Annotated in this window: 14 protein-coding genes and 1 tRNA gene; 12 read left to right on the forward strand and 3 right to left on the reverse strand. The window is 57.2% G+C overall.

Annotated features, from left to right (window positions below; translation table 11 throughout):
• Window positions 1–73: 73 nt before the first annotated feature.
• Window positions 74–1,036 (forward strand): NAD(P)H-dependent flavin oxidoreductase, encoded by a 963-nt coding sequence (locus tag AC1RKJ_RS17630; protein ID WP_492792208.1) that lies wholly within the window; start codon window positions 74–76, stop codon window positions 1,034–1,036.
• A gap of 31 nt (window positions 1,037–1,067) precedes the next feature.
• Here AC1RKJ_RS17630 and AC1RKJ_RS17635 read toward each other — a convergent pair whose 3' ends face one another.
• Entirely contained in the window at window positions 1,068–2,852 is a 1,785-nt protein-coding gene (locus tag AC1RKJ_RS17635; protein WP_492792209.1) for an acyl-CoA dehydrogenase family protein, read from the reverse strand.
• A 528-nt stretch (window positions 2,853–3,380) separates the two neighbouring features.
• Between AC1RKJ_RS17635 and AC1RKJ_RS17640 the strand changes: the two genes are divergently transcribed.
• Window positions 3,381–3,455, forward strand: a tRNA-Gln gene (locus tag AC1RKJ_RS17640).
• A 17-nt stretch (window positions 3,456–3,472) separates the two neighbouring features.
• Here the strand turns inward: AC1RKJ_RS17640 and AC1RKJ_RS17645 are convergent.
• Window positions 3,473–4,159, reverse strand: coding sequence for a hypothetical protein (locus tag AC1RKJ_RS17645; protein ID WP_492792210.1), 687 nt, complete (start codon window positions 4,157–4,159; stop codon window positions 3,473–3,475).
• 230 nt (window positions 4,160–4,389) lie between these two features.
• Between AC1RKJ_RS17645 and AC1RKJ_RS17650 the strand changes: the two genes are divergently transcribed.
• The 7 genes from AC1RKJ_RS17650 (at window position 4,390) to AC1RKJ_RS17680 (ending at window position 11,745) form a co-directional block, all read left to right on the forward strand.
• Entirely contained in the window at window positions 4,390–5,196 is an 807-nt protein-coding gene (locus tag AC1RKJ_RS17650) for a crotonase/enoyl-CoA hydratase family protein (RefSeq protein WP_492792211.1), read from the forward strand.
• A gap of 93 nt (window positions 5,197–5,289) precedes the next feature.
• Entirely contained in the window at window positions 5,290–6,966 is a 1,677-nt protein-coding gene (locus tag AC1RKJ_RS17655; RefSeq protein ID WP_492792212.1) for an AMP-binding protein, read from the forward strand.
• Between the two features lie 308 nt (window positions 6,967–7,274).
• Window positions 7,275–8,495 carry an ABC transporter substrate-binding protein gene (locus AC1RKJ_RS17660; protein WP_492792213.1) on the forward strand — a complete coding sequence of 407 codons (1,221 nt, stop codon included), beginning with the start codon at window positions 7,275–7,277 and terminating at the stop codon, window positions 8,493–8,495.
• Between the two features lie 121 nt (window positions 8,496–8,616).
• Window positions 8,617–9,024, forward strand: coding sequence for a PaaI family thioesterase (locus AC1RKJ_RS17665; RefSeq protein ID WP_492792214.1), 408 nt, complete (start codon window positions 8,617–8,619; stop codon window positions 9,022–9,024).
• Window positions 9,025–9,096: 72 nt separating this feature from the next.
• Window positions 9,097–9,714: a TetR/AcrR family transcriptional regulator gene (locus tag AC1RKJ_RS17670; RefSeq protein WP_492792215.1), complete on the forward strand. Its 618-nt coding sequence runs from the start codon at window positions 9,097–9,099 to the stop codon at window positions 9,712–9,714.
• A gap of 405 nt (window positions 9,715–10,119) precedes the next feature.
• Complete coding sequence (locus tag AC1RKJ_RS17675) at window positions 10,120–10,338, forward strand: hypothetical protein (RefSeq protein WP_492792216.1); 219 nt, start codon at window positions 10,120–10,122, stop codon at window positions 10,336–10,338.
• Window positions 10,339–10,557: 219 nt separating this feature from the next.
• A complete protein-coding gene (locus AC1RKJ_RS17680) occupies window positions 10,558–11,745 on the forward strand; it encodes an amino acid ABC transporter substrate-binding protein (RefSeq protein WP_492792787.1) in 1,188 nt (395 codons plus the stop codon).
• A 129-nt stretch (window positions 11,746–11,874) separates the two neighbouring features.
• Here the strand turns inward: AC1RKJ_RS17680 and AC1RKJ_RS17685 are convergent, their stop codons facing one another.
• Entirely contained in the window at window positions 11,875–12,513 is a 639-nt protein-coding gene (locus tag AC1RKJ_RS17685; RefSeq protein ID WP_492792217.1) for a TetR/AcrR family transcriptional regulator, read from the reverse strand.
• Between the two features lie 437 nt (window positions 12,514–12,950).
• Here AC1RKJ_RS17685 and AC1RKJ_RS17690 point away from each other — a divergent pair, with 437 nt between their 5' ends.
• Genes AC1RKJ_RS17690 through AC1RKJ_RS17700 form a run of 3 tightly spaced genes read left to right on the forward strand, consistent with a single transcriptional unit; the run spans window position 12,951 to window position 16,312 of the window.
• A complete protein-coding gene (locus tag AC1RKJ_RS17690) occupies window positions 12,951–13,913 on the forward strand; it encodes a cyclase family protein (RefSeq protein WP_492792218.1) in 963 nt (320 codons plus the stop codon).
• A 27-nt stretch (window positions 13,914–13,940) separates the two neighbouring features.
• The gene (locus AC1RKJ_RS17695) at window positions 13,941–14,723 is read left to right on the forward strand and encodes an SDR family NAD(P)-dependent oxidoreductase (RefSeq protein ID WP_492792219.1); all 783 of its coding nucleotides are present in this window, start codon (window positions 13,941–13,943) and stop codon (window positions 14,721–14,723) included.
• Window positions 14,724–14,731: 8 nt separating this feature from the next.
• The gene (locus AC1RKJ_RS17700; RefSeq protein ID WP_492792220.1) at window positions 14,732–16,312 is read left to right on the forward strand and encodes a class I adenylate-forming enzyme family protein; all 1,581 of its coding nucleotides are present in this window, start codon (window positions 14,732–14,734) and stop codon (window positions 16,310–16,312) included.
• Window positions 16,313–16,391: the final 79 nt, after the last annotated feature.

Consider the following 16,391-nt stretch of genomic DNA (forward strand, 5'->3'; position numbering starts at 1 on the left):
GATAGTCGCGAATGAGCGCTGGAAAGACGTGGGGTGCTGCGCCAGTATCAGCCGCGCAGAACGGGGAGCGTATATGGCCATCGAAACAACTCTGACCGCGAAGCTCGGGATTTCCGCGCCCGTCCTGCTGGCTCCGATGGGCATGGTGAGCGGCGGCAAACTTGCCGCTGCCGTCACCAGCGCCGGAGGGTTAGGCATGATCGGTGGTGGTTACTGCGACAGCGAATGGGTCAGGAAGGAAATCAAGGAAGCGGGTAATATCCAGGTCGGTGTCGGATTCATTACATGGGCGCTGGAGCGAAATCCCTATCTGCTGAATATCGTAATCGAGCAAAGGCCGAAGGCGATTTTCCTGTCATTCGGGCAACTCGGGAGTTTCGTTGCGCTCGTCAAGCAGGCTGGTCTCCCGTTGATCGCGCAGATCCAGTCGGTCGAGCAGGCCCGTATTGCAGTCGAAGAAGGCGCAGACATTATCGTTGCACAAGGAACGGAAGCCGGCGGCCATGGCAGCGTGCGTTCGACTCTGCCTTTGGTGCCGGCGGTGGTGGACGCGGTCGGCGACGTGCCCGTGGTTGCGGCGGGAGGAATTGCCGATGGCCGGGGGCTCGCTGCGGCGCTCATGCTCGGGGCGTCCGGCGTGCTGTGCGGCACCGCGTTTCTGGCGGCCGATGAAGCCCTGGCCCATCCGAGCGTCAAGGGCGCGGTGGTCTCTGCATCAGGTGACTCGACGGCGCGTGGCAAGGTCTTCGACACGATCCGCGGATACGACTGGCCCAAGCCATGGAACATCCGCACACTGGTCAATGATTTTTCGCGCCGCTGGGAATCCGACAGCGACGGATTGCAGCATGACCTGGAGCGGCAGAAAGCACATTACGCCGCCGCGCGTGACGTCGGCGATGTAAGCGTCGCGGCCGTCATTGCGGGGGAGGCGGTGGATCTCGTCCATGCGCAGCAACCGGCCGCGGACATCCTGAACGGGATGGTCGCGCAGGCGGAAAACCTGTTGCGGCGCGGACCTGCTTTTCTGGCGTGATGCGGGTTTTCTGTTTCCCGCAAGGGAAAGCTTACTCCGCCAGCACGGCGTCCGAGTCGGTGACCGACGTCGCGCTGTCCATCACCGCGCGCTCGAGCGCGCCGGACTGCACGGTGATGTTCTCCGCGAAAAACCGCGCCAGCGTGACATAACGGCTGGTGTCACCCTGAATGTTGTCGTCGTTGCGCGCGGCGAGCGCCTCGTTCGCCAGCGCGCAGCCGCCGAGCGTGGTCGAGAACATCCGCAAGTAAGGTGACGCGCCCGCCAGTGCTTCAGCCGGCGATGTCGCGATCTTTTCCAGGAGCCACTTGCTGGTGCGCTCCACGGACGCCACGGCGTCGCGCAGCTTTGCGCCCGTGGTGCCGAAGGCCGGATCGTTCGAGGCCTCCACCTTGGAGACGATGGCGGAGAGTTCGCCCAGCAGATCCCACACCGCTTCGCCGCCGGACATTTGCAGTTTGCGCATCAGCAGGTCGTTGGCCTGAATGCCGTTGGTGCCTTCATAGATGGTGAGAATGCGCGCGTCGCGGACGTATTGCGCAGCACCGGTTTCTTCCATGAAGCCCATGCCGCCGTGGATCTGCACGCCGATGGCCGCGACCTCGTTGCCGATGTCGGTGGAGAATGCCTTCGCCATCGGCGTCAGCAGCGCTCCGCGCGCGGCAGCCTTCTCGCGCACCTTCGGGTCGGTCGCGCGATGCGACACATCGATGGCGACCGCCGTGGCGTAGCAGATGGTCCGCGCCGCGGCAGTCAGGCCGCGCATCAGCATCAAATTCCGCTTCACGTCGGGATACATGATGATCGGATCGGAGCCGTCGCCCTTGTGGCCGAGCGCCTTGCCCTGCTTGCGCTCCTGCGCATAGGCCAGCGCGCGCTGATAGGCGCGGTCGGCGATGCCGACGCCCTGCAGGCCGACGCCGAGCCGCGCCTGATTCATCATGGTGAACATCGCCTGCATGCCGCCGTTTTCCTTGCCGACGACATAGGCGACCGCGCCGCCCTTGTCGCCCATGGTCATGGTGCAGGTGGGCGAGGCATGAATGCCGAGCTTGTGCTCGATGCCGCTGGCGTAAATATCGTTGCGCGCGCCGAGCGAGCCGTCGGCGTTGACCAGATATTTCGGCGCAAGAAACAGCGTGATGCCCTTGGTGCCGGGAGGCGAACCGGGCAGGCGCGCCAGAATGAAATGAACGATGTTGTCGCTCATGTCGTGGTCGCCGTAGGTGATGAAGATCTTGGTGCCGAACAGCCGGTAGCTGCCGTCGTCCTTCTTTTCCGCGCGCGTGCGCAGCGCGCCGACGTCGGTGCCGGCCTGCGGCTCGGTGAGCTGCATGGTGCCGGGCCACACGCCGGAGATGAGTTTTTCGAGATAGATTTTTTTCAGGTCCTCGCTGCCGTGGGCATCGAGCGCATCAATCGCGCTCAGCGTCAGCAGCGGACACAGGCCGAACGCCAGGTTCGACGCGCTCCAGATTTCATTGACGGCGGAATGCACTGCGAGCGGCAAACCCTGTCCGCCGAAATCCTCGGAGCCCGACACCGCGTTCCAACCGCCGTCGCACCAGCGCTTGTAGGCATCGGGCCAGCCTGTCGCGGTGATTACGCCCTTGTCGGTGAGCTTGATGCCCTCGCGGTCGCCCACCTGGTTGAGCGGCTCCAGAACGTCGGTCGCGAACTTGCCGGCTTCCTCGATGACCGCAGCTGAGAACTCCGCTTCGTAGCCATTATAATGTCCCGCCTCGACGGCGGCCAAAAGGCCCGCGCCGTGGTTGAGGGATAGGAGCATGTCGGTGATCGGCGCGCGGTAGGTCATGAGCATGATCTCGCTGTTCGGGCGGGGCCTCGGTGGCGCTGGTCTCACAAGACGGCCGGCTGGCCGGGCAAGATACGCGCGCACGTTGTGTTGCAATAAGTCGTTGTTCTGCGGTGTTTTTCCTCGCGCCCCGGCTCTTGTCGCGGCCGTTTGAGCGTCTCTTGTCTTCCCATGAAAAAGGCGCGCCCTCAACTGCCGCGCAGGCCGATTTCGGGGCCGCAAGGGACCCATTCGCCATGCGGAACTTCGGCCTCGGGGCGTCAACCGCGGCGAGCGCCATGCACCCTGTTTCGCAGACGCCGCCTGCTGCCGTTGCGGCGGGAATCCGCATGAATTCCCATGGTTTGGCAGCCTGTTTACCGCTGAAAACCGGGTTTCCACTTTGCCGGAAAATGCTCTAAGACCTGCGCTGCCACGGTGAATCGGCGCGGTTCATGGCTTCCAGCCGCAAATCCGCCGCACCTTTTTCGACAACGAGCGGCGCGCAGCGGCCGGGTTCGACCCCGCCGCAAAACCGTTCGGCGCTATTGGGGCGTCGCCAAGTGGTAAGGCAGGGGATTTTGATTCCCCCATGCGGAGGTTCGAATCCTCCCGCCCCAGCCAGCTAAAAGCCCTGCGGCTCAGGCACTTTTCTCGTTTTGCAGGTTTTCATTCTGAACGGGCTCACCTGCCTCATTCTGAATAGATGTTGCCGTTTGGTTCGCCAGCCAGTGAGCGTGCCGTTTTCGTGTGGCAGAAAGCACGCGCGGGGCTGTCCGCTTGGCGTAGCCGGCATAGCTCTCCTTGGTCCTATGGGCAGACAGGGCGCGGCCCTGACCGTCCGTCAGCTCCGCCTCTTCCAATTCCGTCATGCCGCCGTGGCGACATGCGTCCAGGGTGAACTCGACGGGCAGGCCGATGTCCTTGCGCATCCGCTGTACGATCTTCTGCATTCCGGAGAACGAGTACGGCTTCGATTTGCCCTTTTCGACTTCGCGCAAAATCATGGGAGTGCCGCGCCGCTTGAGATGCGACAGCACCGCTTCGGCGTCTTCGTAAAATCTGACGATTGTCCCATCGTCGAGATTTTCCTCGAGCGGATGTTCGATGACGGCACCGGTCTTGTGGTGCTCAATCTGAATGGTCGGCGCCGGCCCCGTGCGATAACCGGACCATCTGATGTGGCCCGCGATGACATTCTCCGGTCGCTGCAACCATTCAAAGCAGATCACGGCAGCAGCGCCGCACTCCGGTTCGCCGCCTTTGATGCAACCGTGTGCGAACTTGTAGACCTGTTCACGGGTGACGGCGGGTTTGGTCAGCTTCACGCGCGTTTCATGTATTGTTACAGCGCCAAGCTGCGGGAGCGCAGGCCAGTCTCGCTGCCCGCGTAAGATGCCCAACGGTTGGTCATAATGCAGTGAATAGTCACACTTTCGCAAATGTCGAGCTTGACAGCAACAATTGAATTGACTTCAATTCATTTTACCTTGACCTGATACCGACGACCTCGTGAGGGCTTCACGGGTGCCAGCGATGAAATTGAGAGGAAGCTAGAATGACAGTTCGCGTCGAGAAAAGCGGCTTTGTCACCACGATCATTATCGACAGGCCGGAAGCACGTAACGCAATGAACCCAGAAACAGCAGATTTGCTTGTTGCGGAGATTCAGAAATTTGAGAATGACGATAGCGCCAGGGTTGCAGTGCTTTTTGGCAGCGGCGGAGCGTTCTGCGCCGGCTGGGATCTCAAGCACGCAAGTGCAGGAGCTGCTCATCTGGAATTGACCAGCCTTAAGTTGCCGGTGCCTGCGGGGCAGCCAATGCCGAGAGGTCCTCTTGGGCCGACCCGGCTTTCGACAACCAAGCCGACAATCGCTGCGGTCGATGGTCCCGCAGTTGCTGGAGGAATGGAATTGTCGCTTTGGTGCGACCTCCGGGTTGTCGATGCAGAAAGCGGCTACTTCGGCGTATATTGCAGGCGTTGGGGCGTGCCGCTGTTGGACGGAGGCACTGTGCGGCTACCTAGACTCGTCGGTCAGGGCCGGGCTCTCGAAATTATCATGACCGGACGCGCCGTGCGTGCCGAGGAAGCGCTTCGGATCGGACTCTGCGAGAGAGTCGCTCCGGCTGGAACGGTACGGCAGGCGGCCGAAGCGCTTGCTCACGAGATCGGGCGGTTTCCGCCTGAGTGTGTGAAAGCAGACCGCAAATCGGTCTATGAAACATACGGTCTCCAGGTGAGGGATGCGCTGGCTGTCGAATGGGTGAACGGAGAGAAGCCTCTTCAAGGCGAGGGCATCGCAGGCGCGACGCGATTTGTGGGAGGCACCGGACGGCACGGTGACTTCGGATATTTGAGCTAACTTTCCCGACCGTCTGGTTCGAAGCAACCTCTGGCTGATGTCAGAGGTTGCTTCCGAGCTTTCCGCAGACTTTTCATTTTCTTGGTGGCTATCATGGATCTCAAGCAAAGCTATAGGCATGGCGCGTCATCCGCACCTTTGATCGGGCAGACGATCGGATCCTTTCTTTCGACTATCAGCCAAAAACACGGAGATCGCGAGGCGCTCATAGTTCCGTTCCAGAATGTTCGCATAACATACCGCGAGCTATATCGTGATGCCGAACGGTTCGCCGCTGGTCTCAAGAAGATGGGACTGCAACCGGGGGACCGCATTGCCATCCTCTCTCAGAACAATGCAGAATGGGTGATCGCCCAATTCGGCACGGCGATAGCGGGCTTGATCCTCATCACAGTCAACCCCTCCTACCGCCTCTCCGAACTGGAGCATGTCCTGAGTAAATCGGGCTGCCGAGCGATAATTGCGACACCGTCACTCAAGACAACAAATTTCATGGAGATGCTGGAGGGCCTTGCACCCCAGCTGTTCAATCAAGATTCAAACGAAAAAGCTTCTCGATTACCGCTGTTGGAGTTCTTAATTGTCATTGGTGGCGATCGATGCAACAGAGCGGGAGTCCCATTCCACGATGTCGCTCGAACAGCCAATGACGATGATCTGATTTCCTTACGAAAGCAGTGCGACGATCTTCAGTTTGATGACCCGATAAATGTTCAGTTCACGAGTGGAACAACCGGCCTGCCGAAAGGCGCCACGCTGACACATCATGGAATACTGAACAGCGGATTCTTTGTAGGCGAAAGAATGGGATTCACCGAGCGGGATCGGCTCTGCATCCCGCTTCCGCTGTTTCATACGTTTGGAATGGTCCTTGGTGTTCTCGCATGTGTAACACACGGGGCGACGGTCGTGCTCCCAGGAGAGCTGTTTGATCCGCTCGAAGTGCTTCGAGTTGTTGAGTCGGAGAAATGCACGGCACTGCACGGTGTCCCGACGATGTTTATCGCCGAGCTTGAGCATCCCAGATTTCGAGAATTCGACCTGTCCAGCCTTCGAACGGGAATGATGGCTGGGGCCCCTTGCCCACTCGAACTGATGCAGCGCGTAACCACCGAAATGGGGCTGACGGAAATTACCATTGGTTTCGGCATGACTGAAACAAGTCCAACGGTCACTCAGACGGATAAAGACGATCCGATCGAGCGACGGGTTGGCACAGTCGGACGCGTTGCTCCCCATGTGGAGATCAAGATCGTGGATAACGCGGGACGTGTTGTTCCGGCCGGGCAGTCCGGAGAGCTTCTTGCTCGAGGATACAATGTTATGCGCGGCTACTGGAATGATGACGCTCAGACAAGCATGGCAATCGACGCTGCAGACTGGATGCATACCGGTGATCTGGCCGTCATGGATGACGATGGATACTTTCAGATCGTAGGCCGCATCAAGGATATGGTTATTCGTGGCGGTGAGAACATTTATCCGGCTGAAATCGAAGGATTCCTTTACAGGAATCCCAAGATCGAGACCGTGCAGGTTTTTGGTGTACCCGATCAAAAGTACGGAGAAGAACTCTGCGCATGGATAAGCCTGAAGGCCGGACAAACGTCTTCCGAAGAGGAAATGAGAGATTTTTGTAAGGGGCAAATAGCGCATTACAAAATTCCGAAGCTTGTTGTCTTTGTAGACAGCTTCCCGATGACGGCTACCGGCAAGATTCAGAAATTTGTTATGCGCGATACGATGATCGAGCGGATGAAGCAGTGCTAGTTCGGAAAGCGTTAGAGCTCAGACTGCAGCGATCGGCTCCATGGCCAAGTCCGGCTAACCCCTTATTGCATTAAGGGTCGCGTAGTCAGCTCGGGCGGCGTTCTTGGTTGGATGCCAAGCCGCAGCGCGCCAGGGTCAAGCAATCGGGCCGAGGACAGCGCGGTCGTCGAGGGTGGATCCAACCGACTCTGAAAGAAAGCAATGGAACATGCGCTCGAATCCGAGGTGATCATCGATCATGCGCTGAAGTCGGGCATTGCTTCATCAACAAGAAAAACTGAGATCAAGTAGAATCTAGTGGAGATGACATGACTAAGATGATTTCGGCACTGATGCTTGGCACATCTCTTGTGCTTGGCGTGTCTTCTGCGGCGACTGCGCAGGATAAAAACGTGAAGATCGGAGTGTTGACCGATCAGTCTGGACTTTATGCGGATATTAGCGGCGCGGGATCCGTACTCGCTGCACAAATGGCCATTGAAGACTCTGGATTGACGAACAGAGGCTGGAAGGTTGAAGTTATCGCTGGAGACCACCACAACAAGCCCGACATTGGTGCAAATATTGCGCGTCAATGGATCGATGTTGAGAAGGTCGACGTGATCGCGGACGTACCGACATCGTCGGTTGCGCTGGCGGTCAACAATCTGGTCAAAGACAAAAACATCGTCCTCCTGAACTCAGGTGGTGGCTCGTCAGATCTGACAAACAAGGCGTGCACTCCAAATACAGTTCATTGGTCCTACGACACCTATATGCTCGCGCATGGGACGGGCTCGGCGCTCACCAAGGGCGGAGACAATACGTGGTTCTTTCTCATCGCTGACTATGCCTTTGGCTCCGCGCTTGAACGGGACACGACCGAAGCAATCACGTCACTTGGAGGAAAAGTCGTAGGTAGTGTTCGTCACCCGCTCAACACGGCCGATTTCTCGTCATTCCTGCTGCAGGCACAATCCTCCAAGGCAAAGGTTATCGGACTGGGGAACGCTGGCGGCGACACCATCAATGCCATCAAGCAGGCATCCGAGTTCGGCATCATTAGCGGTGGCCAAAAGCTTGCTGGGCTATTGTTGTTCATAACGGACGTCCACTCGCTGGGCTTAAAGGCGGCCGCCGGCCTCAACCTGACAGCGACATTCTATTGGGACCTCAATGACGGCACTCGCTCTTTTTCAAAGCGCTTTTCCGCGCGCATGAAGAACCGTGCGATGCCCAGCATGGTTCAGGCGGGAGTCTATTCGTCGACTCTCCACTACCTGAAGGTTCTGGAGAACGAGGGCGGGAATTCACGCGACGGCGCCAAGATCGTCAGCGCAATGAAGGCGATGCCGACTGACGATCCGCTCTTCGGAAAGGGAAAAATCGAACCTAACGGCCGCAAGATCCATCCGGCCTATCTTTTCGAGGTGAAGACTGCATCTGAATCAAAGGAACCTTGGGACTATTACAAAGTGGTCTCTACCATTCCTGCGGATCAGGCCTTCACACCAATCGATAAGAGCACTTGCCCCTTGTTGAAGAAGTAATGACAATTCCCGGCGGTACACATACCGCTGGGAATCTCCACCTTGGGATTTGGAAGGCACAGAAGAAGCTGCTTTCGTGCAGGCGGGTGCAATCGCAGGATAACTCTTTGGGATTTTCATCGTGAGGATCGTTTCAACCGTGCCACCCGGTTACAGCATGCTCCCCGAATTGAACGGCTATGCCGGATTTAGCGGCCCCTATTTCTGGTCGAAGGATGTTGACGGCGGTCATATTTATGGCTTTCAAAGCGACGAACGCCACAACAACCCGTACGGCGTTATGCATGGCGGGGCAACCGTCACCTTCGTTGACACCGTACTTGGTCATACCGTGCTGACTGCGACGGGCCGTCGATGCTCAACCGTTGCGCTCGACAGCCAGTTTGTGACAGCGATTGCTTCAGGTTCGTGGATCGAAGCGCGGGTGCGAGTTCGCAAACTCTCGAAGACGCTCGCCTTCCTTGATGCCGAAGCCAAATCTTCTGAAACGCTATTGCTCACAGCAACCGCCATATTTCGGATGTTTTGAGCTAGTGTTTTACGACATCCCGACACTAAAATAGCGCAATATCTCTAATAACATAAGAATTGAAGTCACTTTATGAAAACGCCCCGTGTCATTCCCAAGCGCAAAACGGCCAAAGCCGAAACGAGGGAGCTTCTCCTCAACAGCGCAGTGCAGGAGCTCGTTGCAAACAAGGGCACGCTTGAGATTGGGGATGTAACAAAGCGTGCTGGCGTTTCCGTTGGAACGCCATATCACCACTTCGGCTCAAAGAGCGAATTGATAGCAGCGGTCGTTGATGATTTTTATGAACGGTACGACGCGTCAGTAATGAATGCGGAGCTCGACGGGGAGCACTGGGCCGATCGAGAAGAAAGGCGTGTGCGTATGATCGTTGAGTATCACTACAGTGATCCGTTAGCGCCAATCATTCTTTCACAGCTAAGTCGCGATCCCGTCGTCGCCCAGGTCGAGGCTCGATGGCTTTCAGCACATGTCGCCAAAGGCGCCAGGAACATTGCTAAAGGACAGCGCGATGGTGACATATCGGATTCCATCGATCCAGGTCTTGCAGCAGCGATGATTCTGGGAGGCCTTCGGCAGGCCATTGTTCATGCGCTGGCTCGAAAAACGGTCCCTCGCAAGAGTATCCTCGCACGAGAACTCTGGGCTTTTGTTCTAGCTGTTTCGGGTGCGCATCCAGCGTCTGATTAGGATCGCCCTTATTCCAAGTAATTCGAGCCAGCAATCCATATCGTATCAAGAGAAATTCTCAGGCTCTTGCACGTGGGAGTCGTTCTGAAATCCCAGCTAACCTATTGATAGATCTAGGGGCAGATTCTGCGCTCTATTCAGAATGAACATTGATATTGTTCACGGTCCGGCCGGATTTTGATTCCCCCATGCGGAGGTTCGAATCCTCCCGCCCCAGCCATCCAGTCCGGGTTTTGGAGAATATTATTTTTTAGAGGCAGAAAGGCCCGCAAACAGCGGGCTTTTCAGGCTTTCGGAGTCTCTACAGAGACCGGATTCGCACCACTACTCTTCTGCCTCAAGGGTCGGTTCAAGATTAGATGGGGCAACGAAGGCCAGCACGAAACGATACTAGAACCGTACGACATGATCGCCGTTCCCAAGGCGGTGTATCGCGACTTTACCAACATCACGTCCGAGACCGCCTATCTTCTCGTGATGATTACGGGGGGAGAGGAGCGAGATTACAACGACATCGGATTCGCTCCCAGCGAATCCGAAAAATTCAAGAAAGCGTTTGGCGGCCAGGTCGCGGAGCGGCTGGAAACCATCGGATTCTCTTTCCGCGAAAAGGATGGTGTTTAGCCAGTCGGCTGGCTTCCTAAAACTGAACCGGATGCCCGGCGGCCCGCGTTTGGAGCGGACTCGCCGGATTGGCGAGCAATTCGAGACAATATCTCGGAGCGCGATGAAGTTCAAAAAATAATAACGGGGAGACGTTTCATGGATGAAAAATTTGGTCTGACACGGCGCAGTGTACTCGGCTCCGGCGTAGGAGCACTTTCTCTCGCAGCAATGCCAGCGATGGCGCAAAATGCGCCGCCGCTGCGAATTGGATTCGGCCTCGCCCTTTCGGGCGGGCTTGCAGCCCTTGGGAAGATCGCGCTTCTGACCTGGCAAATCTGGGCTGAGGAGGTGAACGCGCGCGGCGGACTTCTTGGCCGCAAAGTTGAGTTCGTGTTCTACGACGATCAAAGCAACCCTGCGACCGTTCCCGGCATTTACGCAAAACTGCTGGATATCGATAAGGTTGATCTGGTTCTATCGGGCTATGGAACCACCCAGATCGGGGCCGCGATGCCTACGGTTATTCAACGCAAGAAGATACTGATGGCGCTTTTTTCGTTGAACGGGAATGAGCGCTTCAAGTATCCCGGTTTCTTTCAGATGCAGCCAAATGGCTCAAAAGCAAGGTATGAATTCTCACGCGGCTTTTTTCAGATAGCCAAGACACTTGATCCCAAGCCTAAAACGCTGGCGTTGCTCGGCGCGGATATCGAATTCGTCAAGACGGCTTTCGAAGGCGCGCACGAAAATGCCAAGGAACTTGGAATCGACATCGTGTATGAGCGGACCTATCCGCCGAACACAATCGAATTCAGCTCGATCATTCGAACGGTCAAGGCCGCCAAGCCGGAGCTGATCTACGTCGGATCTTATCCGCCGGACAGCGCGGGGCTGGTTCGGGCTGCCCATGAAGTTGGCCTGTCCGCGAGATTGTTCGGTGGCGGCATGATCGGCTTGCAGTCGGCGACCCTCAAGACCCAACTGGGGCCGCTGCTGAATGGCATCGTCTCCTATGATCTCTACGTGCCGGAGCCGACGATGGACTTTCCCGGTCTCAAGGAGATGCTAGCGAAATATCAGGCGCGTGCCCAAAGCGAAGGTCTCGATCCGCTTGGATTCTACATCGCACCGCTTGCTTACGCCGAAATCCAGATTCTGGAGCAGGCCATCAAGGCCACCAACTCGGTCGATGATGCCAAGCTGATTGACTACGTTCATCGCAACACCTTCAAGACCGTCGGCGGTGAGATCAAGTTCGACAGCATTGGCGAGTGGGCTGAGCCAAGGGCATTGCTCATTCAGTATCAAGGTGTCGTCGGCAACAATATCGAGCAATTCAAGGAGGCGGGGAAACAGGTCATCCTCTATCCTCCCAAATACAAGTCGGGCAATGTGATAACGCCGTTCAAGGCCGGAAACCCGTGATATCGCGCCGCTCATCGGCCACAAGATGATCTGAGGAAGAAGCGAGCATAAGCCCTCTCCGACACGCCGGAATCTGCCAACGGCAGCTTTTCCGGCTGAAGGGGAGGGTGCCTGCTCGAGGCCGCGATGTTACGTGGCTTTTTGCGTGCGTTTGAGTCCGAAAATAAAGCCATCGACGATAAAGCTCACAAACAAGTCGCGGTCTTCGAGCACGGCGCTGTGGTGAATGTGCTTCCGGACGAGATAATAGACAGCGGCGGAGTGAAGTTGCCAGACTCCTTCGATCTCGATCTGCGAAGGTGCGCTCCGGAGGTTTTTCTCTCCCGCAAACTTTCTCACCTGTATCGCTATCAATCGAAGCAAGCCGTCAAGGTGTTCCGATAGATAGCGGTGAACCAGGTCCTCGCCCTCCAGGCTGGCGCGCATCGATATTCTGATCCAATTGCGGTCGTCGACTACCGCCAGATATGAGCGATAGAATTTGATCAGGCGCTCGGGAAGAGGAATCTTGGCATCGCTGATGAGGGCGGCCCAATCATCGTTCCAACGCGAGCCGAACACTTCATCGTACACAGCTTCCAGCAGAATTTCCTTGTTCTTGAAATACGCAAAGATCAACGCCGGCGAGACGCCAAGCGCTTTCGCCAGCTCGCGCATTTGCGCATTGAATCCGTAATCCGCGAAAAAGGTGACAGCCCCCCGCAAGATCAGTTCCTTGCGTTGATCGGGGTTCAGGCGCGTTCGCGCGACCTTGGTAGGCCTGCTCATGATGTCGTCCGTGTCATTTTCATACCCATGCGATAATTCGTAGCACCGTTCTTGTCTTGCCTGCTTTTTCTAAACGGCCTCTTGACACTTCTCTGAGTTATTGATCATCTGGTTAATAAGCGTTTTGACCTGACTATTGCGAGAAACGCAAACAATAACGGCACAAGCCAAAAGGCGATGCCGACAGGGAGCAGACCGACCATGACCACCATCAGCGCAGTTACGTAGCTTCGAAAGACTTCGAACCGGTAAAGCGATTCTTCGGGCTCGGCTATCGAGTGCGAGGTAGGACTCGTGCGCTCTCTCGACAGGAGTTGCGCAACTTTATCGGCATCGTGCAACCGATCGAGTTTGTTCGTCGAACGCCGGAGCGGCGATCTTCGAAAGCCATCGAGACCGATTCAGATATTCGCCAAGAACAACAAATGGAGACCAACATGAGCGGGCCAGTTAACAAGGCAAAAATCCATGAGGCTTCCCAGAAACTTTCAAACTGGGGCCGCTGGGGAAAGCAAGACGAGATCGGAACGCTCAATCATGTGACGTCTCAAGATATCGTCGCGGCGGCCAGGCTTGTTAAAAAGGGGAAGTCCTTCGGTCTCGGCATCCCTCTGAACAAAAATGGACCGCAGCGCGGCGCCTTCGATGGTCCGCCCCGCTGGAATCCCATTCACACCATGTTGGCGACTGGGACAGACGCCGTCGCCGGACTTTACGACGAAAAGCCCAAGATTCGCTACGCGGATGACGCGATCAACATGCCTGTTCAGTCGGCGACCCATTGGGATTCGCTGGGACACGTCTTCTACAACGACACCATGTACAACGGCTTCCCCGCGACATTGGTGGATTCTCAGGGCGTCCACAAGAACGGGATTGAGCACACGCGCGACAAGATGGTCGGGCGTGGAGTGTTACTCGACGTCGCGCGCGCCAAGGGCGTCGATAGTCTCGATGATGGCTATGGAATTTCCAACGAAGACCTCGAAGCCACCGCGAAAAAGCAGGGCGTTGAAATCCGCAAGGGCGACTTTGTCATAATCCGCACCGGCCATATGGAGCGAGTCCTGAAGCAGGGCGACTGGGGGACATATGCCGGCGGCAGCGCACCCGGCGTCAAGTTCGAGAACTGCTATTGGTCTCACGAGAAAAGCATCGCGGCAATCTGCACCGATACGTGGGGTGTGGAGGTTCGTCCGAACGAAACGGACGAGGCAGCGCAACCTTGGCATTGGGTCGTGATCCCGGCAATGGGTCTCACCATGGGTGAGATGTTTTATCTCAAGGAACTGGCGGAAGACTGCGCTGCCGACGGAATCTATGAGTTTTTCTTCTGCGGCCCACCGCTCGTGATTACGGGGGGCACCGGCTCGCCGATCAATCCTCAGGCCATCAAGTAGAGCCTGGTTCAGCGGCGAGGAAATAACATGGACAAGAACCGCGTTGCGGTGATCACCGGCGGAGCAACGGGTGTCGGGGCAGCAACTGCCCTGATGCTCGCCGAGCGGGGATGGCATACCGTGATCAACTACAGCCGAAGCTCAGCCGAAGCGGAAGAAACCTCCGCGCGATGCAGAAAACTCGGTCCGAAGGCGATTGCCGTGCGCGGGGACGTCGCAAAAGACGACGATTGCAAGCAGGTGGTGGCGGCAGCCGTCAAGGCGTTTGGTCGTATCGATGCGGTGGTGAATAGCGCCGGCACGACAAAGTTCGTGCCGATGGACGAACTCGATCGGCAGAATGCCGAGGATTTCCAGGAAGTCTATGCGGTGAATGTCATCGGTACATACCAGATGACCAGAGCCGCGGCCGCATCGATGAAGGCAAGCGGCGGCGGTGCGGTCGTCAACGTATCGTCCATCAGCGCATTGACCGGAAATGGAAGCTCCTTTGCCTACGTTACGTCCAAAGCTGCGTTGAACACGCTAACGCTTTCGCTTGCGCGTGCGTTATCTCCTTCCATTCGGGTGAATTGCGTCATGCCCGGATTGATAGAGAGCCGCTGGCTGCAAAACGGTCTGGGGCAGGACGTCTACAAGACGGTTCGCGAAGGCTTCTCAAACTCGTCCGCCCTCGAGAAGACCTGCAAGCCGGAGGATATCGCCGATGCCATTGTCTGGCTGATCGAAGGCGCGGCGCTGGTGACCGGACAGCTGATTACCGTGGACGGAGGCTTTCTTCTCGGGCGCCCGCCCAGAGTCTCGCGCTGAGGTCCGCGATGGAAACGCCCAAGGTCATTCGCGAATTGCATTACGGCGATCGTGTTGTGCGTTGTTTCGCGGAGCGTCCGTCGAACGTCGATGCGATGTTCCGCGAGGCCGTGGCGAAGTTTCCGGATAGGACTGCACTCGTTCTTGAGGATGAGCGCTTGAGCTATGTCGACCTTGATCGGCGGGTGGAAGCGCTTGCGGGTGGCCTCACGGAGCGCGGTTTGGTGAAGGGCGATCGTCTTGCGTTGCTTATCGGAAATCGAACCGAATTCGTTGTGGCCGTTCTCGCGGCGTCGCGCGCCGGAATTATTTCTGTTCCTCTGAATATACGGCAGCGGGCGCCGGAGATTGAATTCGTCTTGAACCAGTGTGCCGCAGCAGGGCTCATCTATGAAGCCGAATTCGGTGTGAATTTGCCCGCACGCGCATCGACGCCGACGTTGCGTGTCGCGTGTTCGATCGGAGCGACAAACGACCTCGATTTTGATGAGGCCGCCAATGGCGAAGGGATCGCGCCGGCCGTCACAATTGAAGAGGAGGACATATTTTGCCTCCTCTATACGTCGGGTACGACCGGGCAGCCAAAAGGCGCGATGCTGACCCATTTCGGCATGGTTCACTCTGCGCTGCACTTCCAGTACGGCATGAACCTGCGGCTTGGCACCGAAGTATCAGTGCTTGCCGTTCCAGGTTCGCATGTCACAGGGCTGGTTGCGAATATTCTCACGATGATCCGCGTGGGTGGCACGACCGTTCTGATGCCAACATTCAAGGCGCGGCTGTTTCTGGAAATCGCCGCGCGGGAGGGAATGACCCACAGTCTGATCGTTCCAGCGATGTACAACCTGTGCCTGCTCGATTCTGAATTCGGCAGCTTTGATCTCTCGAACTGGCGGGTTGGCGGATTCGGAGGAGCTCCGATGCCGCAGGCAACAATCGGGGCGCTGGCTGAGCGGTTGCCGCAACTCATACTCATGAATTGCTACGGCTCGACCGAAACCACGTCGCCTGTGACGATACTTCCAGCCGGCGATGCGGCGACACGCGCCGATTCAGTCGGCAAGGTGCTTCACTGTGCGGAGATTGTGGTCGTCGATAACGAGGGCCGCGAGGTTGCGCCGGGTGAAAGCGGAGAACTCTGGATCGCCGGGGCGATGACCGTGCCCGGCTATTGGGACAATCCGGAGGGGAACCGTTCGGGATTCGTCGGCGGTTACTGGCGGTCGGGTGACATCGGTTCGATTGATGCGAAGGGATATGTGCGCATCTTCGATCGAAAGAAGGACATGATCAACAGGGCGGGCTTCAAGATCTATTGCATCGAGGTCGAGAACGTCCTGGCCTACCACCCCGGTGTCATCGAATGCGCAATCGTGGGTGTACCCGATCCGGTTCTCGGAGAGCGGGTAAGGGCTCTGGTCGTTCCTTCCGATCCCCATCCCAGTTCTGACGAACTGCGCGCGTTCTGCGCCGAGAGACTTTCTGACTACAAAGTTCCTGAGATCATCACGTTTCTTGCGCAGCCGTTGCCGCGAAACGCGAACGGGAAGGTGATGAAGGCGGAGCTGAGGTCTTTGGTTTCAAACTAGACGGGAAGGGCAATAGCCAGAGCGGGAAAAGCATAGCCAAAGACGGTCCATTTTTGTGTGCGAAGGCGAAACATCGCGC

This window comes from Afipia sp. GW822-FHT04G07, assembly GCF_058800765.1.